Here is a 23,767-nt window from a genome sequence, read left to right as displayed (position 1 = left end):
CCTCGCAGTGGCGCCGGTCACCCCCGCAACCGGACAGCGGGTCGGGAACCCCTCGGTGTCGGCCCGGTCAGCCGCCCGCCACCGAGGGCAGCACCTGCACCTCCGCGCCGTCCTCGACCGGGGTGGCCAGACCGCCGGAGTGCCGGCAGTCTTCCCCGTCGACGAAGACGTTGACGTAGCGGCGCAGCTCACCGCGCTCGTCGCGGATGCGCCGGGCCAGCCGGGGGTGCGCGACGGCCATCTCGTCGAGGACCGCCCGCAGCGTCCCGGCGGCGGTGACGTTCAGCCGACTCGCGCCCCCGGCCTCGCCGCGCAGCGGGCCGGGCAGCAGCACGGTCACCACGCTCAGACCTCCGCTGCCCGAACGCAGAGCACGTCGGGCAGGTGCGCCGCGACAGTCGACCAGGAGTCGCCCTCGTCGCGGCTGGCGAAGACCGAGCCGGAGCGGGTGCCGAAGTAGACCCCACCGGGGGTGGAGTCGTCGGCGCACATCGCGTCGCGCAGCACCGCCGGATAGAACGGCCCCTCGGGCAGCCCCACCGACAGCGGCTCCCACTTGCCGCCGGCGTCGACCGAGCGGAACACCCGACAGCGGTGGTCGGTCGGGAACCGCTCGCCGTCGGCCACCAACGGGAAGGTCCACACCGTGCCGCCACGCCCGGGGTGGGCCACCATCGGGAAGCCGAAGTCGCTGGGCAGCCCGTCGGCGATCGAGGACCAGGTGCGGCCGTCGTCGTCGGAGCGGTAGACGCCGTGGTGGTTCTGCGCGTACAGCCGCTCGGGGTTGCCGGCGTCCCGGGCGACCTTGTGCACGCACTGACCGAACTCCGGCCACTCGTCGGGCATGAAGTAGGCGCGGATGCCGGTGTTGCCCGGCGCCCAACTCGCCCCGGCGTCCTCCGAGCGGTAGACCCCGCCGGTGGACATCGCGACCAGCAGCCGAGCCGGGTCACGCGGGTGGGGCAGCACCGTGTGCACGGCCTGACCACCGAAGCCGGCCTCCCACTGCGGGCGGTGCGGGTGATCCCAGAGGGAACGGACCAACTCGAAGCTGCGACCACCGTCGGTGGACCTGAACAACGCCGAGGGCTCCGTGCCGGCCCAGACGACGTCCGGCTCGTCGGGGCCGGCCGGCACCAACTGCCAGACCCGGCCGAGGGAGACGCCGGTGTCGGCCGGAAACGCGACCGGCGCCTCGTCGGGCTCGTCCCAGGAAGCGCCGAGGTCGTCGCTGGTGGCGACGCTGGGGCCGAAGTGTGAGCTGCTCATGCCGGCGAGCAGCCGCGGGGTGGAACGACGGGTGTCGACAGCGACCGCGTAGACACCGGTCATCGGAAAGTGCGGACCGGTGATCTCCCAACTGCGCCGGTCGTCGGTGCTGGTGGCAAGGAACAATCCCTTCGCTGTGCCGATCGCGAGCAGTGTCGCCATGGCGTCCTCCGAACCGTCGGTGAGCAGGTCCGGTGATTATGGCCACACCCTCCGACAGGCTCCGGCGCCTACACGCCGGACGACGCGCTCAGCCGCGGACGCGCGGCACGTGCCGGCGGTACGCGCTGACCGTAGGGTCGGCGTCCAGCCAGAACCGCCAGGGCAGATCGTGGGCGCCGGTCACGCCGACCCGGGGACCGGCCACCACCGTCTCCGGCGGCACCGGTCGGGCCGGAAGGCGCAGCCGGACCGGGCCGTCGCCGAGCAGGTACGCCCCGTACGCCTCCCGGTCGATGCCGAGCGCGGAGCAGAGCCGGGCGGGCCCGCGGGCCAGGTCAACGTCCCGCCGGATGGCCGGCCGGCGCTCCCGTGCCGTGGCCAGCCCGTCGACCACCTCACCGGCGCGCACCAGCACGGCGGAGGCCTCCCCCTCGACCCCGGTGACCACGTTCATGCACCAGTGCATGCCGTAGGTGAAGTAGACGTAGGCGTACCCGGCGGGGCCGAACATCACGGCGTTGCGCGGGGTGCGGCCCCGATGGGCGTGCGAGGCGGGATCGCCGCCACTTCCCGCGTACGCCTCGACCTCGGTGATCCGGACGGTGACCCCGCCGGCGTGCAGCCGGCAGCCCAGCAGCCCGCGCGCCGCCGGCAGCAGTGGACCGGCGAGCAGGTCCGCCAGCGCCGCCAGGTCGGTGTCGAAGCTGCGATCACCGGACGACAGGGCCATGTCCCCGACGGTACCCATCCCGCCTCCGCGGCACCCGGCCGGGCGCGCCGACCACTGAGCGCCGGCCCGAACAAGACTCACGTCGCACATCGGACAGCCGGCCGAACAGCGAAACCGGACCGTCGGCTCGGGGGTGTTCCCGATGTCGTCGCAGGGAGCGACGACATCACGGGAGGACATCACCATGACCGTACGGAGCATCCGGCGACCACTGATCGCCACCGGTCTCGTCGCGGCAGCAGCGAGCCTGGCCTTCACACCGTCGGCCAGCGCGAGCGTCCCGCTGCGGGCCGCGGCGCAGGCCGACAACGCGTCAGTGACCTCGTTCGTGGTCGGCGCGACGGGCAAGATCGAGGCGAACGGCGCGGCGGCGATCGTGCCGGTCACCGTGACCTGCTCGAAGGCCATCGACTTCGACCTCACGGTCAAGGTCGCGCAGGCGGTCGGCCAGACCATGCGCGCGGGCACGACGGTTCGGAGGGTCACCTGCGCGGAGGGCACCCAGCAGGTGCGGATCGCTGTGGTCCCGGTCGAGCGTCCGTTCGCGGCGGGCGTCGCGTTCGGCGTGCTGACCGCGAACCCCTGTGACCCGTACTGCACACCGATGCACGACGAGCGCAAGTTCAACCTGGCGCTCTGAGAGATCGCCTGGCGGCACGGCATTGCCCGTGCCGCCAGGTTTCAACAGTCTGTTGACAATCAGGCGTTCATGCGGTGTGCTCGGGGGTATGACGACCGAGGACATCTTCACCGCGCCGGACCCCGGCCGGGCCCGCGCCCACCGCACCCACGAGGCGTTACAGCGGATCAGCGAGCGGCACGCCGGCACCGACACGCGGCGGGGCCGGTGGGCCCACCCGTACGTGCTCGACCCGTGGGAGGCGGTCGCCCTGGTCACCGCGCTGGCCGCCGGCGGGGCCGAGCGCGAACCCGCGGAGGAGCCGATCGACGCCGCCGACCTCACCGCCGCGCTGACCCTGCTACCCCACGTCCGCGCCGAGCTGGACGCCCTGGAGGCCGGCCTGCTGACGCTGGCCCGCGACCGGGGGCTGACCTGGCAGGCGATCGCGTACGGGCTGGGGTTGGGCAGCGCACAGGCGGCCCGGCAGCGCTACGAGCGGGTCGCCGCCCGCTCGGCCGAGCAGACCCCCTGACGACGATCGGCACGCCGCGCTTGCGACGGCGTCCGGGCGGGCACACTGTGCGCACGACGAGGAGGCACCCATGGAGCGCGCGGAGATGCTGGCGTACTGCCTGGCCAAGCCGGGAGCGTGGCTGGACCAACCGTGGGAGGGCGACGAGGTGGTGAAGGTGGGCGGCCGGATCTTCGCCTTCCTCGGCAGCGCCGAGGGCAAACCGACGGTCGGCATCAAGTGCGGGGCGACCCGGGAGGTGGCCGACGAGTGGCTGCACCGACACCCCGGCGACGCCAGCGTGATGCCCTACATCGGCCGGTCCGGGTGGAACACGCTGCGCCTGGACGGCGGAATCGACGACGAGGAGCTGACCGAGGCCGTCGACTCGTCGTACGACATGGTGGTGGCCAAGCTCCCCAAGCGGGAGCGCCCGACGGCCTGAACCGCCGCGGCGCCGACGGCCAGCGCCGACGCCACGGCACAGCTCAGCGCGGAACGACCCGCTCGGAAGCCCACTCCCGCCAGCTGGTCAGCCGGTCCGCCGCGTCGGCGAGCTGGTCGGCGACCGGGCCGGGGCCGGTGGAACCGGGGGTGGTCCGGGCGGCGAGAGCCGAACGGACCGAGAGCACGTCGCGCACCGACGGGTCGAGGTGCCCGCTGATCGCGGCCAGGTCCTCGTCGGAGACGTCGTTCAGCTCGCACTCCCGAGCCGCGCAGAGCGCCACCAGCTGACCGGTGATCTCGTGCGCGTCGCGGAACGGCACGTTGCGTCGGACCAACCAGTCGGCGACCTCGGTGGCGAGGGAGAAGCCGACCGGGGCGGCGGCGACGAGGCGGTCCACCCGCACCGTCATCGTGGAGATCATTCCCGCCAGGGCCGGAAGCAGCAGCTCCAGGGTGTCGACCGCGTCGAACGCCGGCTCCTTGTCCTCCTGCATGTCCCGGTCGTAGGTCATCGGCAGGCCCTTGAGCATGGTGAGCACCGTCATCAGACCGCCAACCAGACGCCCCGACTTGCCCCGGGCCAGCTCGGCGATGTCCGCGTTCTTCTTCTGCGGCATGATCGACGAGCCGGTGGCGAAGGAGTCGTCCAGCTCCACCCAGCCGAACTCGTGCGACGTCCAGAGCACCACCTCCTCGCCGAGCCGGGACAGGTGCACCCCGATCAGGGCGGTGGTGAAGAGGAACTCCGCCACGAAGTCCCGGTCGGCGACGGCGTCCATCGAGTTGGCGAACGACGTACGGAAGCCCAGCTCCTTGGCCACCGCCACCGGGTCCAGTGGAAGCCCGGAACCGGCCAGTGCGCCCGCGCCGAGCGGACTGATCGCCGCCCGGTGGTCCCAGTCACGCAGCCGCTCGAGGTCACGCAGCAGCGGCTGCACGTGGGCGAGCAGCCAGTGCCCGAAGGTGACCGGCTGGGCGTGCTGGAGGTGGGTCATGCCCGGCGCGGCGGTGTCGATGTGCCGCTCGGCCTGCTCGACCAGCGCCTCCGCCAACTCGACCAGGCGGCTGGCCACGCCCCGGGCGTGGTCGCGCAGGTAGAGCCGCAGGTCGGTGGCGACCTGGTCGTTGCGGGACCGGCCGGCGCGCAGCTTGCCACCGAGGCTGCCGAGACGCTCCAGCAGGCCGCGCTCCAGCGCGGTGTGCACGTCCTCGTCGTCGATGGTGGGGCGGAACGTTCCGGAGGCGCAGGCGGCCTCCAGGTCGTCCAGCGCGGCCAGCATCCGGCCCAGCTCCTCCGGATCGAGCAGGCCGGCGCCGGCCAGGACCCGGGCGTGCGCCCGGGAACCGGCGATGTCGTACGGGGCCAGGCGCCAGTCGAACTGCACGCTCACCGACAGTCGGGCGAGCGCCTCGGCGGGGCCACCCGCGAACCGGCCACCCCAGAGGCTGGTCCGGTTGGTGGCGGCACTGTTCTCGGTCAGGCTCTTGTCGTCCACGTCGCCCATCATTGCGTTGGTTGCCTCTCGCTCGCGACTGCGGGGCCCGCTCGCCGCGCTTGCTCGGTCTTCGCGCTCACACCTGTCACTGTCCGCCACCGCCCAACCGGGCGTCCCGAGCGGCGGCCATCCGGCTCGGCAGCCCCCACAGCTGCACGAAGCCCTTGGCCAGGGACTGGTCGAAGGTGTCGCCGGTGTCGTAGGTGGCCATCCCGAAGTCGTAGAGGCTCGCCTCGGAGCGCCGGCCGGTCACAGTGGCCCGGCCGCCGTGCAGGATCATCCGCACCTCGCCGCTCACGTGCCGCTGCGCGTCGTCGATGAACGCGTCCAGCGACGCCTTCAGCGGCGAGAACCACAGCCCGTCGTAGACGAGTTCGCCCCAGCGCTGGTCGACGCCCTTCTTGAACCGGGCCAGGTCCCGCTCGACTGTCACCGCCTCCAGCTCCTGGTGGGCGGTGATCAGCGCGATGGCGCCGGGCGCCTCGTACACCTCCCGGCTCTTGATGCCGACCAGGCGGTCCTCGACCATGTCGAGCCGGCCCACGCCCTGAGCGCCGGCGCGCCGGTTGAGCTCCAGGATCGCCTGGTACGGGGTGACCGTCTCACCGTCGATCGCCACCGGCACGCCGCCGTCGAAGGTGACCACGACCTCGTCGGGGTCGCGCTCCTGGGTCGGGTCGGAGGTGTACGAGTAGAGGTCCTCGACGGGGGCGTTCCAGATGTCCTCCAGGAAGCCGGTCTCCACCGCGCGACCCCACAGGTTCTGGTCGATCGAGTACGGCGACTTGGCCGACACGTCGATCGGCAGCCCCTTCTCCTCGGCGAAGGCGATCGCCTTGTCCCGGGTCCAGGCGAAGTCCCGGGCCGGCGCGATGATCTTCAGGTCGGGGGCGAGCGCGTTCAGGCCCACCTCGAACCGGACCTGGTCGTTGCCCTTGCCGGTGCAGCCATGCGACACGATCGTGCCGCCGTGCTTGCGCGCCGCCGCCACCAGGTGCTTGACGATCAGCGGCCGGGACAGCGCCGACACCAGGGGGTAGCGGTCCATGTAGAGCGCGTTGGCCCGGATCGCCGGCAGGCAGTAGTCGGCGGCGAACTCGTCGCGCGCGTCCACCACCTCGGACTCGGCGGCGCCACAGTCCAGGGCACGCTGACGGATGGCGTCGAGATCCTCGCCGCCCTGCCCGACGTCGACAGCGACAGCGATCACCTCCGCGCCGGTCTGCTCGGACAGGTACGGAATGGCGACGGAGGTGTCCAACCCGCCGGAGTACGCGAGCACGACCCGCTCGGTCATGACGTGGTGTTCCCTTCAGCGGTGTCGTCCCGGCGGGCCCAGCCGGCGAGCTTGTCCCCGAGCGCAGCCCCGCCGGCGGCCTCACGGGCCACGACCAGGATGGTGTCGTCGCCGGCGATGGTGCCGACGATCTCGGGCAGGCCCGCCCTGTCCAACGCGCTGGCCAGGTACTGGGCCGCGCCCGGCGGTGTCCGCAGCACGGCGATGTTGCCGCTGGAGTCGACCCCGTTGAGCAGCTCGCGCAGCAGCCGTACCAGCCGGGCCGGCGCGGCCTCGGCGTCGCGCAACGGTCGCTGCCCGTCCTCGGGGATCAGGTAGATGGCCGGACCGTCGCCACCGCGCACCTTGACCGCGCCCAACTCCTCCAGGTCCCGCGAGAGGGTGGCCTGGGTGACGCCGACCCCGTCGGCGGCGAGCAGGTCGGCCAGCTCGGTCTGCGACCGGATCGACCGATCGCGGATCAGCTCCACGATCCGGGCGTGCCGGGCCGCGCGAGTCAGCGGCGCGGTCATCGCGGCCCCCCGGTGGCGGCATCGCCGGTCGCGGCGCCTCCCGTCGCGGTTCCCCCCAGCAGGAACGTCAGCAGCGCCTTCTGCACGTGCAGCCGGTTCTCCGCCTGGTCGAAGACCGCGCTCTGCGGCCCGTCGAGCACCTCGTCGGTGATCTCCTCACCGCGGTGTGCGGGCAGGCAGTGCAGCACTATCGCGTCCGGTGCGGCCTGACCGAGCAGCTCCTTGTTGACCTGGTACGGCAGGAACGGGGTGATCCGGTCCAACCCGTCGGACTCCTGCCCCATCGACGTCCAGGTGTCGGTGGCCAGCACGTCGGCGTCGCGGACCGCCTGGGCCGGGTCGGTCAGCACCCGCACCGACCCGCCGGTCTCCGCGGCGATCTGGGTGGCCCGTTCCACAACGGCGGCGTCCGGCGCGAACCCGGCCGGGCCGGCGACCCGCACGTGCATCCCGGCGGTCGCCCCGGCCAGCAGGTACGACTGCGCCATGTTGTTCGCGCCGTCCCCCACGTACGCCAGGGTGCGCCCGGCCGTGCCACCGCACCGCTCCCGGATGGTGAGCAGGTCGGCCAGCAGCTGGCACGGATGGAAACCGTCGGTGAGCGCGTTGACCACCGGCACCGTCGCGCCCGCCGCCACCTCGGCGATCCGCTCGTCACCGTGGGTCCGCAGCACGATCGCCGCGACGTAGCGGGACAGCACCCGCCCCGCGTCGGCGAGCGACTCACCACGACCGAAGTGGGTGACCTGCGTGTCCACCACCAGGGGGTGCCCACCCAGCTCCGCGATGCCGGCGTCGAACGAGATCCTGGTCCGCAGGCTCTGCTTGTCGAAGAGCACCGCCACCGAGCGGGGGCCGACCAGCGGCCGGTGGCCGAACCGGTCCGCCTTCATCAGCGCCGCCAGGTCGAGGACCGCTGACTGTTCGACCGGCGAGAGGTCGTCGTCGCGCAGGAAGTGCCGGGTCATCGAGTCGTTCCCGTCGTGGTGGTCACTGTGGCTGGTGCGCTCTGCGCGCCGGCGGCGGCCGGGGCCGTCGCGTCCAGTGCGGCGGGCAGCGCCGCGAGGAAGGTGTCCGCCTGGGTGGCGGTGAGGATCAGCGGTGGGGCCAGCCGGATCACACCCGGCTGCACCGGGTTGACCAGGAAACCGGCCTCCCGCAGCGCCTCGGCCAGCACCGAGGCGACCGGCGCGGTGAGCGCCACGCCGAGCAGCAGACCGGCGCCGCGGACTTCGCCGATCAGCGGGTGGCCCAGCGCCTCGATGCCGCGACGCAACCGCTCACCGACCCGCTTGACGTTGTCGAGCAGGCCCTCGTTGGCGATGGTCGCCACCACGGCGAGCGCCGCCGCGCAACTGACCGGGTTGCCGCCGAACGTGGTGCCGTGCGAGCCGGGGGTGAGCAGGTCCGCGGCGGGGCCGAAGGCCAGCGTCGCGCCGATCGGCAGCCCGCCACCCAGCCCCTTGGCCAGGGTGACCACGTCCGGCTCCACACCCTCGGCCTGGTGCGCGAACCAGTGCCCGGTACGCCCGACGCCGGTCTGCACCTCGTCGAGGACCAGCAGCGCGCCGTGCCGGGCGGTGATCCGACGGGCCGCGGCGAGATAGCCGGCCGGCGGGACCAGCACACCATTCTCACCCTGGACGGGTTCCAGGATCACCATGGCGGTGGCCTCGGAGACGGCCGCGTCGAGGGCGGCGACATCGCCGTAGTCGACGTGGGTCACCTCGCCGGGCAGCGGCCGGAACGGGTCAGCCTTGGCCGGCTGACCGGTCAGCGCGAGGGCGCCCATGGTGCGGCCGTGGAAGCCACCCCTGGTGGCCACCACCTGGGTGCGGCCGGTGCGCCGGGACAGCTTGAACGCCGCCTCGTTCGCCTCCGCACCCGAGTTGGCGAAGAACACCCGCCCCGGTCGGCCGGCGAGCGCCAACAGCAGCTCGGCGAGGGCGACCGGCGGCTCGGCCACGTAGAGGTTGGAGACGTGCCCAAGGGTCGCGACCTGCTTCGACACCGCCGCCACCACCGCCGGGTGGGCGTGACCGAGGGCGTTGACAGCGATGCCACCCACCAGGTCCAGGTATTCCCGACCGGCGTCGTCGACCACGACGGCACCGTGACCGGAGACCAACGCCATCGGCGGTGTGCCGTAGTTGTCCATCATGGACTGCTTCCACCGCTGCGCCAACGTGCTCATGTCGCGTCCGTCCCGTCTCCCGGCACCACCATCGTTCCGAACCCTTCCGAGGTGAACACCTCAAGCAACGTCGAGTGCGCCACCCGGCCGTCGACGACGTGCGCGGCGGGCACTCCCCCACGCACCGCCCGCAGGCAGGCCTCCATCTTCGGCACCATCCCCGACTCCAGGCTGGGCAGCAGCTTGGCCAGGTCGTCCGCGGCGATCTCGGAGACCAGGCTGGTGGTGTCCGGCCAGTCCGCGTACAGGCCGGCCACGTCGGTGAGCACGACCAGTTTGCGGGCCCGCAACGCGATGGCCAGCGCCGCGGCGGCGGTGTCCGCGTTGAGGTTGTGCAGCACACCCTCCACGTCCGGCGCCACCGTGGAGATCACCGGAATCCGGCCGGCCTCGATCAGGTCGGTCACCGCTGACACGTCGACCGACTCGACGTCCCCGACCTGGCCCACGTCGACCGGCACCCCGTCCACGTACGCCGGACGCCGCACCGCCGTGAACAGCCGGGCGTCCTCGCCGGAGAGGCCGACGGCGTACGGACCGTGCGAGTTGATCAGACCGACCAGCTCCCGGCCCACCTGACCGACCAGCACCATCCGGACCACGTCCATCGCCTCGGCCGTGGTCACCCGCAGACCACCCCGGAACTCGCTGGCGATGCCGAGGCGACCCAGCATCGCGGAGATCTGCGGACCACCGCCGTGCACCACCACGGGCTTCAGGCCGGCATAGCGCAGGAAGACCATGTCGGCCGCGAACGCCCGCTGCAACTCCGGATCGGTCATCGCGTTGCCGCCGTACTTGACCACCACCGTCGAGCCGGTGAAGCGCGCCAACCAGGGCAGCGCCTCGATCAACGTCTCCGCCTTGACCTGGGCGCGAGCCAAATCGCTGCTGAGACTCACCGTGTCGGCCTTTCGTTCGCGACTGCGGGACTCCGCTGCGCTGCGTTCCTCGCGCTCACGTCGAGTACGCCGAGTTCTCGTGCACGTACGCGTGGGACAGATCGTTGGTCCAGATCGTGGCGGCCGACGTACCCGCGTGCAGGTCGATCCGGATGGTCACGTCCCGCCCGGTCAGGTCGACCTTCGAGCGGTCCTCGGCGGCGGCGCCACCCCGGCACACCCACACCCCGTTGACCGCCACGTCCACCTCGTCCGGCTCGAACGCGGCGGCGGTGGTGCCGACGGCGGCGAGGATCCGGCCCCAGTTCGGGTCGTTGCCGAACAACGCCGTCTTGACCAGGTTGTTGCGGGCCACCGTACGGCCCACCTCGACCGCCTCGTCCTCGTCCGCCGCGCCGACCACGTCGATGGCTATCTGCTTGGTGGCGCCCTCGGCGTCGGCCACCAATTGCTGGGCCAGGTCGTGACAGGCCGCGGTGACGGCGGCCGCCAGCTCGGCCGGTGTCGGCTCGATGCCGCTCGCGCCGCTGGCCAGCAGCAGCACGGTGTCGTTTGTGGACATGCAACCGTCGGAGTCGACCCGGTCGAAGCTGACCCGGGTGGCCGCCCGCAACGCCTCGTCCAGCGTCGCCGGCCCGGCCACCGCATCGGTGGTCAACACGCAGAGCATGGTGGCCATCCCGGGCGCGAGCATCCCGGCACCCTTGGCCATGCCGCCGACCGTCCAGCCGCTCCCCCGGGCCACAGTGGTCTTCGGCCGGGTGTCCGTGGTCATGATCGCCTCGGCGGCGGCCGGGCCACCGTCGCGGGACAGCCCGCGGATCGCCGAGCGGACGCCCGGCAGCAGCTTGGGCATCGGCAGCCGCTCACCGATCAGGCCGGTCGAGCAGACCGCGACCTCACCGGCGCCGAGGATCAGCCGAGGGCTGACCGAGGTCAGCGCGGCGGCGGTGTGCTCGGCGGTGGCGTGCGTGTCCTGGAAGCCGGCCGGACCGGTGCAGGCGTTCGCGCCACCGGAGTTGAGCACCACCGCGCGGACCACACCGCCCTGCACCACCTGCTGGGTCCAGCGCACCGGCGCGGCCTTGACCCGGTTGGTGGTGAAGACACCGGCCACGCCGGCGTCCGGACCGTCGTTGACCACCAGGGCGACGTCCGCGCCGCCGCTGGCCTTGAGGCCGGCGGCCACACCGGCCGCCCGGAACCCCCGAGGGGTGGTGACGCTCACGGCGCCTGCCTCTCGTTCGCGACTGCGGGGCTCCGCTGCGCTGCACTCCTCGCGCTCACGGGGTGACTCCCCAGATCGACAGGCCCGTCGTCTCCGGCAGGCCGAGCATCAGGTTGGCGTTCTGGACGGCCTGACCGGCCGCGCCCTTGCCCAGGTTGTCCAACGCGCTGAGCACGATCAGACGACCCGAGTCGACGTCGACGGTGGCCTGTAGGTGACACGAGTTGGAGCCGAGGGTGGCGGCGGTGTGCGGCCAACGGCCCTCCGGCAGCACGTGCACGAACGGCGCGTCCGCGTACGCCCGCGCCAGCACCTCCTGCGGGTCGACGCCGCGCGCCGGCACCGCGGTGACGGTGGCCAGGATGCCGCGCGGCATCGGCGCCAGGACCGGGGTGAGCGACAGGCCGGTCGCGCCCGTGGCCTGCTTGATCTCCGGTACGTGCTGGTGGGTGCCCACCCGGTACGGCGACAGGTCGCCCATCACCTCGCTGGCCAACAGGTGCGGCTTGGTCGCCCGGCCGGCGCCGGAGGTGCCGGAGGCGGCGACCACCACCACGTCGGCGGGGCTGGCCGCGCCGTCGGCGATCAGCGGCGCGAGCGCCAGGGTGATCGCGGCGGCGTAGCAGCCGGTGTTCGCCACCCGGGTGGAGCCGGCGATCAGCTCCCGCTGACCGGGCAACTCGGGCAGGCCGTAGGTCCACTGCCCGGCGTGCGTGCCGCCGTAGTACTGCGCCCAGGCGTACGGGTCGGCCAGCCGGTGGTCGGCACCCAGGTCGACAATCCGCACCTCGGCCGGAAGCTGGGCCGCGAGAGCCGCCGACTGGCCGTGCGGCAGGGCCAGGAAGACCAGGTCCGCATCGGCCAGGATCGTCGGGTCGGTCTCGCCGAGCACCAGGTCGAGCCCGGTGAGCTGCGGGTGCACCACGTCGACGCGGTGCCCGGCCTGGCTGTGCGCGGTGGCGGCGACCAGGTCGAACTGCGGGTGCCCGGCGATCAGGCGCAGCAGCTCGCCTCCGGCGTACCCGCTCGCTCCGGCGACCGCGACTCGGATCCCCATACTCACCTCCGCATGACTATGCAGCGAAGATTAACAAGGACGACTCACGAGTGCAAGTTCATGCAGCACACTGCATGGTAATGAACAGATCCACTGTACGGCGGCGTGTCCCCCAGCCGACGATCATGCTTTGGCTCCCCGGGCTGTGGAGAGCCGATCTCAGTCATCCGGTAGGGGCGGGTGCATCGGGCGGGCCGGCCAAGCGACCGATCGCTTCCCGATCTGAGGCTCGTTGGTCTGGCATGCGCATCCCGGACGAGACCCGTGACCGATCAGGTCCTGGCCACCGTGCTCCACCTGCGGGCCACCCTGGCCGCGGAACCCCTCGCCGTGCTGTTCGGCACCAGCCGCAGCGCTATGCACCGCACCCTCCTGAAGAACCCGCGACTGCTCGCGGCACACGGCATCACCATCGCACCGGCGACAACTCCGCCCACGACCCTCGCCGCCCTCCAGGACCGGGTCCAGGCACAGACCGGCGAGGACAACAAGATCAAAACAACGTGTTAATGATCTGCAATCCCTTAGTCGAGTGGCCAATTCGTCAGTTTCAGTGGATTAAGCATCAGCCACACGTTCGTGACACAGTCAGCACTGACGTCGAAGGTGGCCATCCCATATCGATGCTCCCCATTCCTCAGCATGTATCCGAGACCGTCAGCCGTGTCTCGTCGCTCAAAACGAAGAGCGGGTTGCTTACGCATCACTCCCACGAGCCACCGCGCCACATGATCCGAACCACGGATAACCTGAGGTGCGGCATTGACGAATCCGCCGCCATCTACTCGCAGTTCGACATCTGGGGCCAATACGCGCAACAGGTCTTCAATATTCCCTCCAACCGTTGCGTCGCGGAATGCCCGAACAACTCCATCATGCTGTTGAGGAGAAACTTGTGCTCGCCTTCCTCCTCGAACGTGCCGACGTGCGGACGTCGCCAATTGCCTTACGGCTCCTGGTGAACGGCCTACAACACTGGCAATCTCGCCAAACGGCACGCCGAATACGTCATGCAGTACGAACGTCACTCGCTCCGCTGGGGTCATGGACTCGAGGACCGTCAACAAAGCCATACTGACCGTATCATCGAGGGAAACGCGATCGAGCGGATCGGCGGCGATATGACTGGAGCTCGTTGGCTCCTTCGCTGCGTCCGCAAAGAGGTCAGATGGGACTGGCTCCGGTAGCCATTGTCCGACGTACGTCTCCCGTCGTGCCCGCGCGGAGCCCAGCATGTCGAGTGAGATACGGCTCGCAACTCGCATCAACCATGCAGCGGGCGTGGCAATCGCTTCGCGTTCCTCGGCCCCAAGGCGGTACCATCTGACATACGTCTCTTGCACAACATCTTCAGCATCGGCCAGGGTGCCCATCATACGAAAGGCCAGCGACATCAAACGGTGTCGCTCGGCAGCGACGGAATCGAGAATCCGCGATTCATCACGCTCGGCTCCTCCAAACCCTATGGATTTGGCAGGAAAGTCTTCCGACATTGGGCACCCTTTCCGACCTGAGCGCGGCATGCCTCAACTATCCTCTGACGGCCGAGCGTCCCATCGTCCCCTTATTGTGGTTTCAGGCGAGGGGGATTCCTGAAATGGGGTACCTCACAGTGCCTACCCGGTGAGCGCCACGTGGAACCATCGCATCGGGTGCCCCTTCCGCCTCCACGGTCACAACCTCGCGGTCGTCTCCGCGATCAGCCAGCGTGGCACGGAAGAGGTCATCGTGGTAGAAGCGGTCGGGTCCAGCGATCTCGACCTCGCTTCCCGGCTCCAATGTCGTGGCAGCCTCGGCGAGCAGCTCGATGACCTCGTCCAGCTCGACAGGCTGGATGACCGACCTGGGAGCGAAAACCTTTCCGTCCACAGAGTGCTGGTCAATGAGGATGGGAAGGTAGCTCTGGAACTGAGTGGCTCGAATGATGGTTGCGGGGATCGAACCGGATCGTGCGGCCTTCTCCTGCGCCACCTTGCCGAGGTAGTACCCAACCTCAGACGCGTCTCCTTGTCCGACGCCGACGATGGAGAGCAGGACGTGGTGACGCACACCTGCCCGCTTGCCCTCCGCATTCAGATTGTTGATCGCTCCCTCGAAGAACGAAATGGCCCCCTCCGCATCAAAGCGGGGGGTGTTCAGGACGTTCACGATGGTGTCGACTCCGACCAGGGCCTCGGCGAGCCCCTCGCCAGAGATCACGTCGATCCCGTCATCAAGTCCTCCCGAGACCACCTCGATGCCCCTGGCCTCCAGCTTGTCAGCAAGGGGGGAGCCGACACGGCCGCGCCCACCAGCGATGAAAATCTTCATTTTTCACTCCGTCCCCGGGGCACCGGTCGCCGCCCTCACCAATATGACGACGCAGGCCAGGAAGATGTCAGGCTCCGAGGCAGACCTCTTCTCAGAGCCCCTCAGCCGCTGCGACCGGCGGGGGCAGCTGGGGCGGACCTCACCGGTGAATGCGGGCCGTGGGAAGGGCTACGGCGCGCGCGTCGCATGGTAAGGCGTAGGCCAACACGAGGCGAATGTGTGTGGAGCCCGGTGTCGGCGTGATCGACCTCACCCGACTCCCGTTCGCGCCTCTCACGACGGGAGAACGACGCTTACCCCCCTCGTCGTCGAGATCACCTTCGACCTCGGTGACCTCCCGCAGGTATGCCACCTCGGCGTCATCCTGGCCTGGGCCCGTCATGCCCCCAGGATCGCATCCGGCGGCGAACCGCGCTGGGAGTTACGAGACGTCTCCTAATCTCCCTGGTCACGGCACCAACTGCCGGTGCCATGACATCGAGAACGGGCTTCCGTGCGGCGTCACTTGTCCATGGTCACCCGAACACATTCCAGCCAGTCCGTCCACGCAGGTACCCACGAGAACCTCCGTCGGGTGTCGTATTCAATCCACCGCCTGTAAAGGCCCTGGCCTGGTGAGAAATCACCAGGCCAGGGCCTTTGATCGCAGGTGCCCCGCCAGCGACTCGGACCCCGGACCCGCGGACCAAGAGATCGCGGGGCAGGGACGAGCCGATCCGGTTACGCGCCGCGCAGGGTGGCGCCGAGGCGTTCCGCCGCGACGGCGACCGCCGCGTCCCGTGCCGCGACCGCCTCCTCGACGGTGAGCGTCCGGTCCGGTGCCCGGAAGGTCAGCTTGTACGCCAGCGAGCGGCGGCCGGCGCCGAGCTGCGCGCCGGAGTACACGTCGAAGAGCCGCACGTCCTCCAGCAGTTCACCGGCGCCCGCCTCCAGCGCCCGGCGCACCTGCTCCGCCGGCACCGAGTCGTCCACCACGAGGGCCACGTCGATCAGCGCCGGCGGGAAGCCGGAGACCGTCGGCGCCGGCGTCACCGGGGTCGGCGGCAGCGTGTCGAGGTTCAGCTCCATCGCGCTGGTGCGGCGGGGCAGCTCCAACGCCGCGACCACCACCGGGTGCAGCTCGCCGGCGTGTCCGACGACCGAGCCGTCGACCCGCAACTCGGCGCAGCGACCCGGGTGCCACGGGGCGTACTCGGCGGCGCGCACCTCGACCCGCTCGTCGGGGATCCCGGCGGCGGCCAGCACGTCACGGGCCGCCTCGATCGCGTCCGCCCAGCCGGCCGGTCGACCCGGCCCCCACCAGCCGGCCGGGTCCAGGTCGCCGGAGAGCACCACCGCGACGTGCACCGGCTGCGCCGGCACCACCGCGTCGGCGGCGGCGAACTCCTCGTCGGTGGGGCGCCGGTCCACGCCCATCGCCGGCGGGCTGCCGGCGCCGACGCGCGGGTGGAAGACCGCACCGATCTCGTAGAGGGCGAGGTCGCGGTGACCCCGGCCGAGGTTGCGCTTGAGGATGCCGAGCAGCGGGCCGAGCAGCGTGGTGCGCAGCAGCGGCTCCTCCTCGGACAGGGGGTTGGCCAGCCGCACCGCGGGCCGGCGCGGGTCGTCGGCCGGCAGGCCGAGCTGGTCGGCCAGCTCCGGCGACACGAACGGGTGCGCGAGCACCTCCACGTACCCCCGCTCGGCCAGCGAACCGGCGACGGCCCGGCGGCGACGCTGCCGCGGCGTCAGACCACGCCCGGGGGGCGCGGTGGGCAGCACCGACGGCACCCGGTCGTACCCGTCGAGGCGGACGACCTCCTCGACCAGGTCGGCCGGGTCGGTCAGGTCGGGCCGCCAGGTCGGCGGGGTGACGCTCAGCACCGTCCCGACGCCGCTGGCCACGCCGACCGCGCCCGGGTCCTCGGACAACCGGTCCGCGCCCTGCGCGACAGTGCAGCCGACCCTCTCCAGCAGGGCGACAACCCGCGCCGGCGGGTACTCGACGCCGACCCGCCGGGTCGGCAGGTCCGTCGGAAGACTGATCGGGGTACGCGGCCGGACGTGGTCGATGTCCAGGATCTCCGCGCTCGGCGTGCCCCCACCGTGCTCGGTGAGCAGGCGCACGGCACGCTCCAGCGCGACCAGCGCCACGGCCGGGTCGACACCCCGCTCCCAGCGCTTCGCGGCCTCGCTGAACAGCTTGTGCCGGCGGGCGGTGCGCCCGACCATCGCCGGGTCCCAGTGCGCCGCCTCGAAGAGCACTGTGGTGGTGCCGGCGACGACCTCGCTGGTCTCGCCGCCCATCACCGCCGCCAGGGAGATCGGCCCGGTGTCATCGCAGATCACCATGTCGTCGGCGGTGAGCACCCGGTTGACCCCGTCGAGGGTGGTCAGCTTCTCCCCCGCCTCGGCGCGACGGACCACCAGCGGCCCGGCGATCCGGTCGGCGTCGAAGGCGTGCATCGGCTGGCCCAGCTCCACCATCACGTAGTTGGTGATGTCGACGGGCAGCGAGATGCTGCGGATGCCGGCGGTGACGAGCCGCTGCTGCATCCAGGACGGTGTGGGCGCGGTCGGGTCGACCCCGCGGACCAGGCGGGCCGTGAACCGGTCGCAGCCGACAGTGTCGCGGACCTCCACCGGGTACGCGGGCGTCTCGGTGCCGCCCGGGGCCGGCGTGAGGGCCGGGTCGCGCAGCGGCACGTCGAACGCGTGCGACAGCTCCCGGGCCAGGCCGCGCAGGCTCAGCGCGTACCCCCGGTCAGGGGTGATCTCCAGATCGAGGACGACGTCGTCGAGACCCACCACCGGGCGCGCGTCGTCGCCCGGCTTGGCCGTCACGTCCGGCCCCAGCACGATGATGCCGGAGTGGTCGTCGCCCAGGCCCAGTTCCTTGGCCGAGCAGATCATGCCCGCCGAGTTGTGCCCGTACGTCTTGCGGGCGCCGATGGCGAAGCCGCCGGGCAGCACGCCGCCGGGCAGGATCACCACCACCCGGTCACCCGGGGCGAAGTTACGGGCACCGCAGACGATCTCCTGCGGCTCACCGGTGCCGTTGGCGGCACCCACGTCGACCCGGCAGAACCGGATCGGCTTCTTGAAGCCGGTGAGCTCCTCGATCTCGCGGACCTCACCGACGACCAGTTGACCGGTGACGGTCTCGGCCAGGTCCACAGCGGACTCGACCTCGATGCCGAGGTCGACCAGGGCCTGCTCCAGGTCACCGGTGGGCAGGTCGGCGGGGAGGTCGACGTACTCCCGCAGCCAACTGACAGAAACTCGCATGACTTCAGACCACCGTTCCCGTGTCTCGTACCCGCATCGCCTACGCCCCGGTCCCGAGCGCGCGGCTGAACCGCACGTCGCCCTCGAAGAGATGGCGGATGTCGCTGACCCCGTGCCGGACCATCAGGGTCCGGTCGATGCCCATGCCGAAGGCGAATCCGGAGTAGACCTCCGGGTCGACGCCGCAGGCGCGCAGCACCCGGGGGTTGACCATGCCGCAGCCACCCCACTCGACCCACTGTGGGCCGTCCCGGTGCTCCGGGAACCACACGTCGAACTCCGCCGACGGCTCGGTGAACGGGAAGTAGTGCGGCCGCCACCGGGTCTTCGCCTCGGGGCCGAACATCGCGCGGGCGAAGTGGTCAAGCGTGCCCCGCAGGTGGGCCATCGTGATGCCCTTGTCGACCACCAGGCCCTCGGCCTGGTGGAACACCGGGCTGTGGGTGGCGTCGATCTCGTCGGTGCGGTAGACGCGACCCGGCACGATCACGTAGATCGGCGGCTTGCGGCTGAGCATCGTGCGGGTCTGCACCGTCGAGGTGTGCGTCCGCAGGACCAGGCCGGAACCCTCCGGTGCGATGTGGAAGGTGTCCATCAGCCCGCGCGCCGGGTGGTCGGCGGGGATGTTCAACGCGTCGAAGTTGACCCACTCCAGGTCGACCTCGGGCCCCTCGGCCACCTCGTAGCCCATCCCGACGAAGAGGTCGCTGATCGACTCCATCAGGGTGCTCAACGGGTGCCGAGCGCCGCGCGGACGCCGGTCGTAGGGCAGGGTGACGTCCACCCGCTCCTCGACCAGCACCCGCTCGGCCTGCTCGCGCTCGACCACCTCGGCGCGCTCGGCGTACGCGGACTCGATCGCCCGGCGGGCCTCGTTGACCCGCTTGCCGGCGTCGGACTTCGCGGCCGGCGGCAACGCGCCGATCTCCCGGCGCGCGAGGGAGACCGGTGACCGGTCACCCAGGTGCACCGAGCGCAGCGCGCTCAGCGCGTCCGGGTCGGCGGCGGCCTCGAACGCCTTCGTGGCGTCCGTGATGGCCTCGGCCAGGGCGGCGGGGTCGAGCAGGGCGACCTGCTTCGGGTCGTACGGATCGTTGCGGTAGCTCATGGCGTACGGGCACTCCCTCACGGCGGCGCCAGCCCTCACCGGGGCGGCTAGGCGAGTCTACGGACGCGCGGCTGTGCCGCAGCCCGCCGGTAGGAGTTGCGCAGGGAGCAGGTCAGGCCCGCCGCCCGCCGACACCGGCGGGCTGGCTAAACGAACGCCGTGTCGCGTTCATGGACGGACGCTCTCCCCTGCTGTCAGTCGCGCCGGAGGCAATCACCCTCAGCGCTGCGCTCTCGCTGAAGCGTACAGGCAGACCGCCGCGGCGGCAGCCAGGTTGAGGCTCTCCGCGCGCCCGTACAGCGGCACCCGCACCGTGGTGTCGGCGGCGGCGGTCAACTCCTCGGGCAGGCCGTGCGCCTCCGAGCCGAACAGCCAGGCGGTGGGCCCGACGAGCCGGCCGTAGTCGGTCAGGTCGTCCAGGTCGTTGTCGCCGTACCCGGTGGTGGCGAAGATCGACAGCCCGGCGGCGCGCAGCGCGTCGACCACCGCGACCGGGTCGGGGGCGCGCACCACGTCGACGTGGAAGAGGCTGCCGGCAGAGGCCCGCACACACTTGCCGTTGTACGGGTCGACGGCGTCTCCGGCGAAGATCACCGCACCCGCGCCGGCCGCGTCGGCGGTGCGCAGCACGGTGCCGGCGTTGCCCGGGTCGCGGATCTCGGCGAGCACCGCCACCAGCCGGGGCGCACCCGCGAGGGCCTGCTCCAGTGGGACGTCCAGGTGCCGGCAGACGGCGACCAACCCCTGTGGGGCGACGGTCTCGGTCAGCGCCGCGAGGGCATCGTCGGTCACCTCGGAGACCGGCACGTCGGCGCGGGCCGCCGTGGCGGCCAACTCCGGATACCTGTCGAGCGCGGTGGTCGTACCGAACAGTTCGGTGACCACCTCCGGCCGCGCGAGGGCCTCGCGGACCGCCTGCGGGCCCTCGGCCAGGAAACGGCCTGTGGCGTCGCGGTCCCGGCGGCGTTGCAGGCGGCGGGCGGCGACGACCCTGGGGGTACGCGGGGTGAAAGCCATGGTGTGCGCTCCTCCGGCACGATTGAGGCGCCCCCCGGACGGCGGTGCCGACACGGGAGACGCCTCGCTCTGGTGCGTGGGGATCAGGCGGCCTGAGCCGCTGCGCCGCCGGTGCCCTCGGCCGTGACCGCGGCCCGGGCCAGCTCGACGATCGCCGCGAAAGAGGCGGCGTCGTTGACAGCCATGTCGGCCAGGATCTTGCGGTCGACCTCGATGCCGGCCAGACGCAGGCCCTGGATCAGACGGTTGTAGGTCATCCCGTTGGCCCGGGCGCCCGCGTTGATCCGCTGAATCCACAGCTGCCGGAAGTCGCCCTTGCGGTCGCGACGGTCCCGGTAGGCGTACTGCATCGAGTGCAGCACCTGCTCCTTGGCCTTGCGGTACAGGCGGGAGCGCTGACCGCGGTAACCACTCGCGGACTCCAGCAGGGTACGACGCTTCTTCTGGGCGTTTACAGCCCGCTTGACGCGTGCCATCTCAACTCCTAATTACGTAAAGGTGGCGCGCGTCAGCGGCCGAGCAGCTTCTTGATGCGCTTGACGTCGGCCTTGGCCAGCACGACCGTGCCGGTCAGCCGGCGGGTCTGGGTGGAGGGCTTCTTCTCCAGGTTGTGGCGGAGGCCGGCCTGCTGGGCAACGATCTTGCCCTTGCCGGTCACCTTGACCCGCTTACCCATACCCGTGTGGCTCTTCATCTTCGGCATGTGGAACGTCTTCTCCCCTGTTACTCGCTGCTGGTGTCGGCGGCGAGGCCGGTGTCACCGGCTGCTGCGGTCTCGCTGACCGCTGCGGTCTCATCGGCTTCCGGAGCGGCGGACTCGTCCCCTGCCCGGTCCCGAGGTCCGCCGCGAGACGCCGTAGCGGCGACCGCGGAGGCCTTGACGGCCCGATGCGGGGCGAGAACCATGATCATGTTTCGGCCGTCCTGCTTCGGAGCGGCCTCGACGTATCCCAGTTCCGTGATCTCGGATTCGAGCCGGCGCAGGAGCCGGTAACCCAGCTCCGGACGGCTCTGCTCGCGACCGCGGAACATGATCGTCACCTTGACCTTGTCGCCCGCCTTGAGGAACCGCACCACGTGACCCTTTTTGGTCTCGTAGTCGTGCGGGTCGATCTTCGGCCGAAGCTTCATTTCCTTGATGACGGTCTGCTGCTGATTACGCCGCGCTTCGCGCGCCTTGAGTGCGCTCTCGTACTTGAACTTGCCGAAGTCCATGAGCTTGCACACCGGCGGGCGCGCCATCGGCGCAACCTCGACCAGGTCCAGATCGACGTCCGCGGCCAGCTGAAGAGCGCGCTCCAGCGGGACGATGCCCACCTGCTCACCCTCTGGGCCGACCAGTCGGACCTCACGTGCCCGGATCTGCTCGTTCACGCGTGGTTCGACGCTGATGGGGCCTCCTCGAGTCGTTTCTGCTCACTCGCCGACCCCTGCGGCTCCCGGGAGGGAACCGACCCGAAAAGCAGAAGGCCCCGGCGCATGCCAGGGCCCGCTCGACCGGTCAGCGCGATTACCAGGATCGCGCACCCGGCACCGGGACATGCCCGGAACCGGTGACCGGACCCGGCCACCGTAGCGGCGACTCGGGTGGGAGCAGGCGCTCCGCTTTCAAGGCTGCCTGCTCGCACGCGGAGACAGCCTGGTCGACTCGATAACACTACACCGGCGCCCCGGCGACCCCCAAACCGGGCACGACCTGCTGTTCAAAGACGCCCGGCAGGTCGGCAGGTCGGCCGCGCTGGGTCAGCGGCCGACGGCGCGTTCGGCGAGGCGGACCTGGTGGGCCTCGTGCAGCCGGCGCAGCGCGCGGACCCCGTCGACGGCCAACTCCTTGTCGGCGGCCTGCAACGCGACCATCGGCAGCAGGTCGTCGTCGTGCAGCTCCAGGCTGGCCCACGGCGCGCCCCGGTCGAAGCGGACGCCCCGGACAACCTCCCAGGGCAGCTCGTAGGAGCTGATGACGTTACGGACCCGGATGCTCCGGGCGTCCGCCTCCACCCGGGGACGGGTGAACAGCAGGAAGCCCAGCGCACCGAAGATGCCGAGGCCGATCATGGCGATCTGGTCGCCGCGCTGGAAACTGCCGTAACCATCGCCGGTCGGGCCACTCAGCGAGGTAGCGACCAGACCGAACACCACCACCAGGGCGGCCGCCGCCGACCAGCAGACCACGCGGATGCGGCGGGGCTTCAGGCGGACCAGTTCGGTTTCACTCACCCCACCAGTCTGCCACCCGCACTCGGTCATCGAACGCACCACCCGCCGAGCCACCACCCCGAGTCCTGTGGCGGCCAGCCGCCCCAAGATCGTGCTCGATCCAGGATCCAGTGGCCTCCGCCGAGCTGGAGGCCACTATTTCCATGATCGAGCGCGATCTTCCCGGTCCGGGCGGGGCCGCGGGACGGGTCCCGCGTGCGCCGGGCCGCACCGGCCGGGGACGGTCAGAGGCGGCAGGCGTGGATGTTGGTGACGAGGATGGCGCGGGCGCCCAGTTCGTACAGCTCGTCCATGATGCGGTGCACGTCGTCGCGGAGCACCATGGCCTGCACCGCCACCCAGCCCTCGCGGTGCAGCGGCGACACCGTGGGCGACTCGATGCCCGGAGTGAGCCCGCTGGCCCGGTCCAGCAGACCGGCCGGCACGTCGTAGGCGAGCATCACGTAGCGGCGGGCCACCAGCACACCGTGCAGGCGGCGCAGCAACTGCTCGGCCTGCGGTTGCGCGGGCGCGCCGGCACGCCGGACCAGCACCGCCGACGAGCGCAGCAGCGGCTCACCGAAGACCACGAGGCCCGCCTGGCGCAGGGTCGCGCCGGTCTCCACCACGTCCGCGATCACGTCAGCGACACCGAGGCGTACGGCGTTCTCCACGGCGCCGTCGAGGCGGATCACGTCGGCCTTGACGCCCACCTCGCCGAGGTGCCGTTCGACCAGCCCCGGGTACGCGGTGGCGATGCGGTGACCGCCCAGCTCCTGGACGGAGGCGATGTCGTCGGGGCGGGCGGCGAAGCGGAAGGTGGCCCGGCCGAAGGCGAGGTCGACGACCTCCTCGGCCGGCGCGGCCGAGTCGATCAGCAGGTCCCGGCCGGTGATCCCGAGGTCGAGGTCACCGGAGCCGACGTAGGTGGCGATGTCCTTCGGACGCAGGTAGAAGAATTCGACGTCGTTGGCCTCGTCGCGGCAGACGAGGTCCTTGGGGTCGGTGCGCTGGCGGTAGCCCGCCTCACGCAGCATCTGGGCGGCCGGTTCGGCCAGGGTGCCCTTGTTGGGAATGGCGACACGCAGCATGACGGAGTGCTCCTTCGATCCGGTTGGCGATCAACAGGGGTGGGGGCACTCACAGATGTCGGTAGACGTCCTTGAGCTCGAGACCACTGGCGAGCATCAGCACCTGGACCTGGTAGAGCAGTTGGGAGATCTCCTCGGCGGTGCGCTCCGGCCCCTCGTGCTCGGCGGCCATCCACGACTCGGCCGCCTCCTCGACGACCTTCTTGCCGATGAAGTGCACGCCCTTGTCCAGCGCGGCGACGGTGCCCGACCCCGGGGTGCCGGCGGCGGCCTTGGCCTGCAGCTCGGCGAACAACTCCTCGAACGTCTTCACGGGGAACGATTCTTCCAGCCACCCGCGCGGCACCCCAC

General features: G+C 71.2%; 25 protein-coding genes and 1 pseudogene. 4 read left to right on the top strand and 22 right to left on the bottom strand.

From position 1 onward, the window contains the following. Positions 1–67: 67 nt before the first annotated feature. From OHB44_RS13280 to OHB44_RS13270, 3 genes are all read right to left on the bottom strand, one after another. A complete protein-coding gene (locus OHB44_RS13280; RefSeq protein ID WP_196922357.1) occupies positions 68–343 on the bottom strand; it encodes a ubiquitin-like small modifier protein 1 in 276 nt (91 codons plus the stop codon). A 2-nt stretch (positions 344–345) separates the two neighbouring features. Further along, positions 346–1,431 carry a WD40/YVTN/BNR-like repeat-containing protein gene (locus tag OHB44_RS13275; RefSeq protein ID WP_238686751.1) on the bottom strand — a complete coding sequence of 362 codons (1,086 nt, stop codon included), beginning with the start codon at positions 1,429–1,431 and terminating at the stop codon, positions 346–348. A gap of 88 nt (positions 1,432–1,519) precedes the next feature. Beyond that, positions 1,520–2,161, bottom strand: a complete 642-nt coding sequence (locus tag OHB44_RS13270) for a DNA-3-methyladenine glycosylase (protein ID WP_330440879.1) — start codon at positions 2,159–2,161, stop codon at positions 1,520–1,522. Between the two features lie 184 nt (positions 2,162–2,345). Here OHB44_RS13270 and OHB44_RS13265 point away from each other — a divergent pair, with 184 nt between their 5' ends. The 3 genes from OHB44_RS13265 (at position 2,346) to OHB44_RS13255 (ending at position 3,739) form a co-directional block, all read left to right on the top strand. Next, positions 2,346–2,801, top strand: a complete 456-nt coding sequence (locus OHB44_RS13265; protein ID WP_238686753.1) for a hypothetical protein — start codon at positions 2,346–2,348, stop codon at positions 2,799–2,801. An 88-nt stretch (positions 2,802–2,889) separates the two neighbouring features. After that, positions 2,890–3,315: a DNA-binding protein gene (locus OHB44_RS13260; RefSeq protein WP_210786251.1), complete on the top strand. Its 426-nt coding sequence runs from the start codon at positions 2,890–2,892 to the stop codon at positions 3,313–3,315. A gap of 70 nt (positions 3,316–3,385) precedes the next feature. Further along, the gene (locus tag OHB44_RS13255) at positions 3,386–3,739 is read left to right on the top strand and encodes an MmcQ/YjbR family DNA-binding protein (RefSeq protein WP_330440878.1); all 354 of its coding nucleotides are present in this window, start codon (positions 3,386–3,388) and stop codon (positions 3,737–3,739) included. Between the two features lie 43 nt (positions 3,740–3,782). Here the strand turns inward: OHB44_RS13255 and argH are convergent, their stop codons facing one another. The 8 genes from argH to argC all read right to left on the bottom strand — a co-directional run bounded on the left by argH (position 3,783) and on the right by argC (position 12,427). Beyond that, positions 3,783–5,246 carry an argininosuccinate lyase gene (argH, locus tag OHB44_RS13250; RefSeq protein ID WP_238686755.1) on the bottom strand — a complete coding sequence of 488 codons (1,464 nt, stop codon included), beginning with the start codon at positions 5,244–5,246 and terminating at the stop codon, positions 3,783–3,785. A 76-nt stretch (positions 5,247–5,322) separates the two neighbouring features. Further along, positions 5,323–6,534, bottom strand: coding sequence for an argininosuccinate synthase (locus tag OHB44_RS13245; RefSeq protein WP_266302980.1), 1,212 nt, complete (start codon positions 6,532–6,534; stop codon positions 5,323–5,325). Further along, the gene (locus tag OHB44_RS13240; protein WP_330440877.1) at positions 6,531–7,046 is read right to left on the bottom strand and encodes an arginine repressor; all 516 of its coding nucleotides are present in this window, start codon (positions 7,044–7,046) and stop codon (positions 6,531–6,533) included. Before OHB44_RS13240 ends, OHB44_RS13245 begins: the two co-directional genes overlap by 4 nt. Further along, entirely contained in the window at positions 7,043–8,014 is a 972-nt protein-coding gene (gene argF / locus OHB44_RS13235) for an ornithine carbamoyltransferase (RefSeq protein WP_330440876.1), read from the bottom strand. The genes OHB44_RS13240 and argF overlap by 4 nt, the downstream gene beginning before the upstream one ends. Continuing rightward, on the bottom strand, positions 8,011–9,240 hold the full coding sequence (locus OHB44_RS13230; RefSeq protein ID WP_330440875.1) for an acetylornithine transaminase: 1,230 nt from the start codon (positions 9,238–9,240) through the stop codon (positions 8,011–8,013). The genes argF and OHB44_RS13230 overlap by 4 nt, the downstream gene beginning before the upstream one ends. Beyond that, on the bottom strand, positions 9,237–10,142 hold the full coding sequence (gene argB, locus OHB44_RS13225) for an acetylglutamate kinase (RefSeq protein WP_091402003.1): 906 nt from the start codon (positions 10,140–10,142) through the stop codon (positions 9,237–9,239). Before argB ends, OHB44_RS13230 begins: the two co-directional genes overlap by 4 nt. A 55-nt stretch (positions 10,143–10,197) precedes the next feature. Beyond that, positions 10,198–11,370, bottom strand: coding sequence for a bifunctional glutamate N-acetyltransferase/amino-acid acetyltransferase ArgJ (gene argJ, locus OHB44_RS13220; RefSeq protein ID WP_330440874.1), 1,173 nt, complete (start codon positions 11,368–11,370; stop codon positions 10,198–10,200). Between the two features lie 55 nt (positions 11,371–11,425). Beyond that, positions 11,426–12,427, bottom strand: coding sequence for an N-acetyl-gamma-glutamyl-phosphate reductase (gene argC, locus OHB44_RS13215; RefSeq protein ID WP_238686761.1), 1,002 nt, complete (start codon positions 12,425–12,427; stop codon positions 11,426–11,428). Between the two features lie 270 nt (positions 12,428–12,697). Between argC and OHB44_RS13210 the strand changes: the two are divergent. Further along, a pseudogene (locus tag OHB44_RS13210) lies at positions 12,698–12,937 on the top strand (ISAzo13 family transposase); the annotation flags it as partial. 14 nt (positions 12,938–12,951) lie between these two features. Here OHB44_RS13210 and sigJ read toward each other — a convergent pair. From sigJ to OHB44_RS13155, 11 genes are all read right to left on the bottom strand, one after another. After that, positions 12,952–13,920 carry an RNA polymerase sigma factor SigJ gene (gene sigJ / locus OHB44_RS13205; RefSeq protein ID WP_238686762.1) on the bottom strand — a complete coding sequence of 323 codons (969 nt, stop codon included), beginning with the start codon at positions 13,918–13,920 and terminating at the stop codon, positions 12,952–12,954. 82 nt (positions 13,921–14,002) lie between these two features. Next, positions 14,003–14,737, bottom strand: a complete 735-nt coding sequence (locus tag OHB44_RS13200) for an SDR family oxidoreductase (protein WP_238686763.1) — start codon at positions 14,735–14,737, stop codon at positions 14,003–14,005. Between the two features lie 720 nt (positions 14,738–15,457). Next, a complete protein-coding gene (pheT, locus tag OHB44_RS13195) occupies positions 15,458–18,004 on the bottom strand; it encodes a phenylalanine--tRNA ligase subunit beta (RefSeq protein WP_330440873.1) in 2,547 nt (848 codons plus the stop codon). 40 nt (positions 18,005–18,044) lie between these two features. Continuing rightward, entirely contained in the window at positions 18,045–19,112 is a 1,068-nt protein-coding gene (pheS, locus tag OHB44_RS13190; protein ID WP_330440872.1) for a phenylalanine--tRNA ligase subunit alpha, read from the bottom strand. 219 nt (positions 19,113–19,331) lie between these two features. Beyond that, positions 19,332–20,129: a TrmH family RNA methyltransferase gene (locus OHB44_RS13185; protein WP_274531638.1), complete on the bottom strand. Its 798-nt coding sequence runs from the start codon at positions 20,127–20,129 to the stop codon at positions 19,332–19,334. Between the two features lie 83 nt (positions 20,130–20,212). Continuing rightward, complete coding sequence (rplT, locus tag OHB44_RS13180) at positions 20,213–20,605, bottom strand: 50S ribosomal protein L20 (protein ID WP_030488429.1); 393 nt, start codon at positions 20,603–20,605, stop codon at positions 20,213–20,215. Positions 20,606–20,637: 32 nt separating this feature from the next. Next, a complete protein-coding gene (rpmI, locus tag OHB44_RS13175; RefSeq protein WP_007458415.1) occupies positions 20,638–20,832 on the bottom strand; it encodes a 50S ribosomal protein L35 in 195 nt (64 codons plus the stop codon). Positions 20,833–20,852: 20 nt separating this feature from the next. Further along, positions 20,853–21,503 (bottom strand): translation initiation factor IF-3, encoded by a 651-nt coding sequence (gene infC, locus OHB44_RS13170; protein WP_238686767.1) that lies wholly within the window; start codon positions 21,501–21,503, stop codon positions 20,853–20,855. A 369-nt stretch (positions 21,504–21,872) separates the two neighbouring features. Further along, complete coding sequence (locus OHB44_RS13165; protein WP_238686768.1) at positions 21,873–22,346, bottom strand: PH domain-containing protein; 474 nt, start codon at positions 22,344–22,346, stop codon at positions 21,873–21,875. Between the two features lie 224 nt (positions 22,347–22,570). Then, a complete protein-coding gene (gene hisG / locus OHB44_RS13160) occupies positions 22,571–23,416 on the bottom strand; it encodes an ATP phosphoribosyltransferase (protein ID WP_030488425.1) in 846 nt (281 codons plus the stop codon). Between the two features lie 49 nt (positions 23,417–23,465). Then, a complete protein-coding gene (locus OHB44_RS13155) occupies positions 23,466–23,729 on the bottom strand; it encodes a phosphoribosyl-ATP diphosphatase (protein WP_030335709.1) in 264 nt (87 codons plus the stop codon). Positions 23,730–23,767: the final 38 nt, after the last annotated feature.

Origin of the sequence: Micromonospora sp. NBC_00821 (genome assembly GCF_036347035.1) — a bacterium.
Taxonomy (GTDB): domain Bacteria; phylum Actinomycetota; class Actinomycetes; order Mycobacteriales; family Micromonosporaceae; genus Micromonospora; species Micromonospora hortensis.
This window is presented reverse-complemented; position numbering and strand designations above follow the sequence as displayed.

Bases quoted from the DNA above. Each gene is read 5' to 3' on its own strand.
- pheS (WP_330440872.1), bottom strand. From the start codon at position 19,112: ATGAGCTACCGCAACGATCCGTACGACCCGAAGCAGGTCGCCCTGCTC.
- sigJ (WP_238686762.1), bottom strand. From the start codon at position 13,920: ATGTCGGAAGACTTTCCTGCCAAATCCATAGGGTTTGGAGGAGCCGAG.
- OHB44_RS13270 (WP_330440879.1), bottom strand. From the start codon at position 2,161: ATGGCCCTGTCGTCCGGTGATCGCAGCTTCGACACCGACCTGGCGGCG.
- rplT (WP_030488429.1), bottom strand. From the start codon at position 20,605: ATGGCACGCGTCAAGCGGGCTGTAAACGCCCAGAAGAAGCGTCGTACC.
- OHB44_RS13185 (WP_274531638.1), bottom strand. From the start codon at position 20,129: ATGGCTTTCACCCCGCGTACCCCCAGGGTCGTCGCCGCCCGCCGCCTG.
- OHB44_RS13230 (WP_330440875.1), bottom strand. From the start codon at position 9,240: ATGAGCACGTTGGCGCAGCGGTGGAAGCAGTCCATGATGGACAACTAC.
- hisG (WP_030488425.1), bottom strand. From the start codon at position 23,416: ATGCTGCGTGTCGCCATTCCCAACAAGGGCACCCTGGCCGAACCGGCC.
- OHB44_RS13200 (WP_238686763.1), bottom strand. From the start codon at position 14,737: ATGAAGATTTTCATCGCTGGTGGGCGCGGCCGTGTCGGCTCCCCCCTT.
- argC (WP_238686761.1), bottom strand. From the start codon at position 12,427: ATGGGGATCCGAGTCGCGGTCGCCGGAGCGAGCGGGTACGCCGGAGGC.
- OHB44_RS13275 (WP_238686751.1), bottom strand. From the start codon at position 1,431: ATGGCGACACTGCTCGCGATCGGCACAGCGAAGGGATTGTTCCTTGCC.
- OHB44_RS13260 (WP_210786251.1), top strand. From the start codon at position 2,890: ATGACGACCGAGGACATCTTCACCGCGCCGGACCCCGGCCGGGCCCGC.
- argF (WP_330440876.1), bottom strand. From the start codon at position 8,014: ATGACCCGGCACTTCCTGCGCGACGACGACCTCTCGCCGGTCGAACAG.
- rpmI (WP_007458415.1), bottom strand. From the start codon at position 20,832: ATGCCGAAGATGAAGAGCCACACGGGTATGGGTAAGCGGGTCAAGGTG.
- argH (WP_238686755.1), bottom strand. From the start codon at position 5,246: ATGGGCGACGTGGACGACAAGAGCCTGACCGAGAACAGTGCCGCCACC.
- OHB44_RS13245 (WP_266302980.1), bottom strand. From the start codon at position 6,534: ATGACCGAGCGGGTCGTGCTCGCGTACTCCGGCGGGTTGGACACCTCC.
- pheT (WP_330440873.1), bottom strand. From the start codon at position 18,004: ATGCGAGTTTCTGTCAGTTGGCTGCGGGAGTACGTCGACCTCCCCGCC.
- OHB44_RS13240 (WP_330440877.1), bottom strand. From the start codon at position 7,046: ATGACCGCGCCGCTGACTCGCGCGGCCCGGCACGCCCGGATCGTGGAG.
- OHB44_RS13265 (WP_238686753.1), top strand. From the start codon at position 2,346: ATGACCGTACGGAGCATCCGGCGACCACTGATCGCCACCGGTCTCGTC.
- OHB44_RS13255 (WP_330440878.1), top strand. From the start codon at position 3,386: ATGGAGCGCGCGGAGATGCTGGCGTACTGCCTGGCCAAGCCGGGAGCG.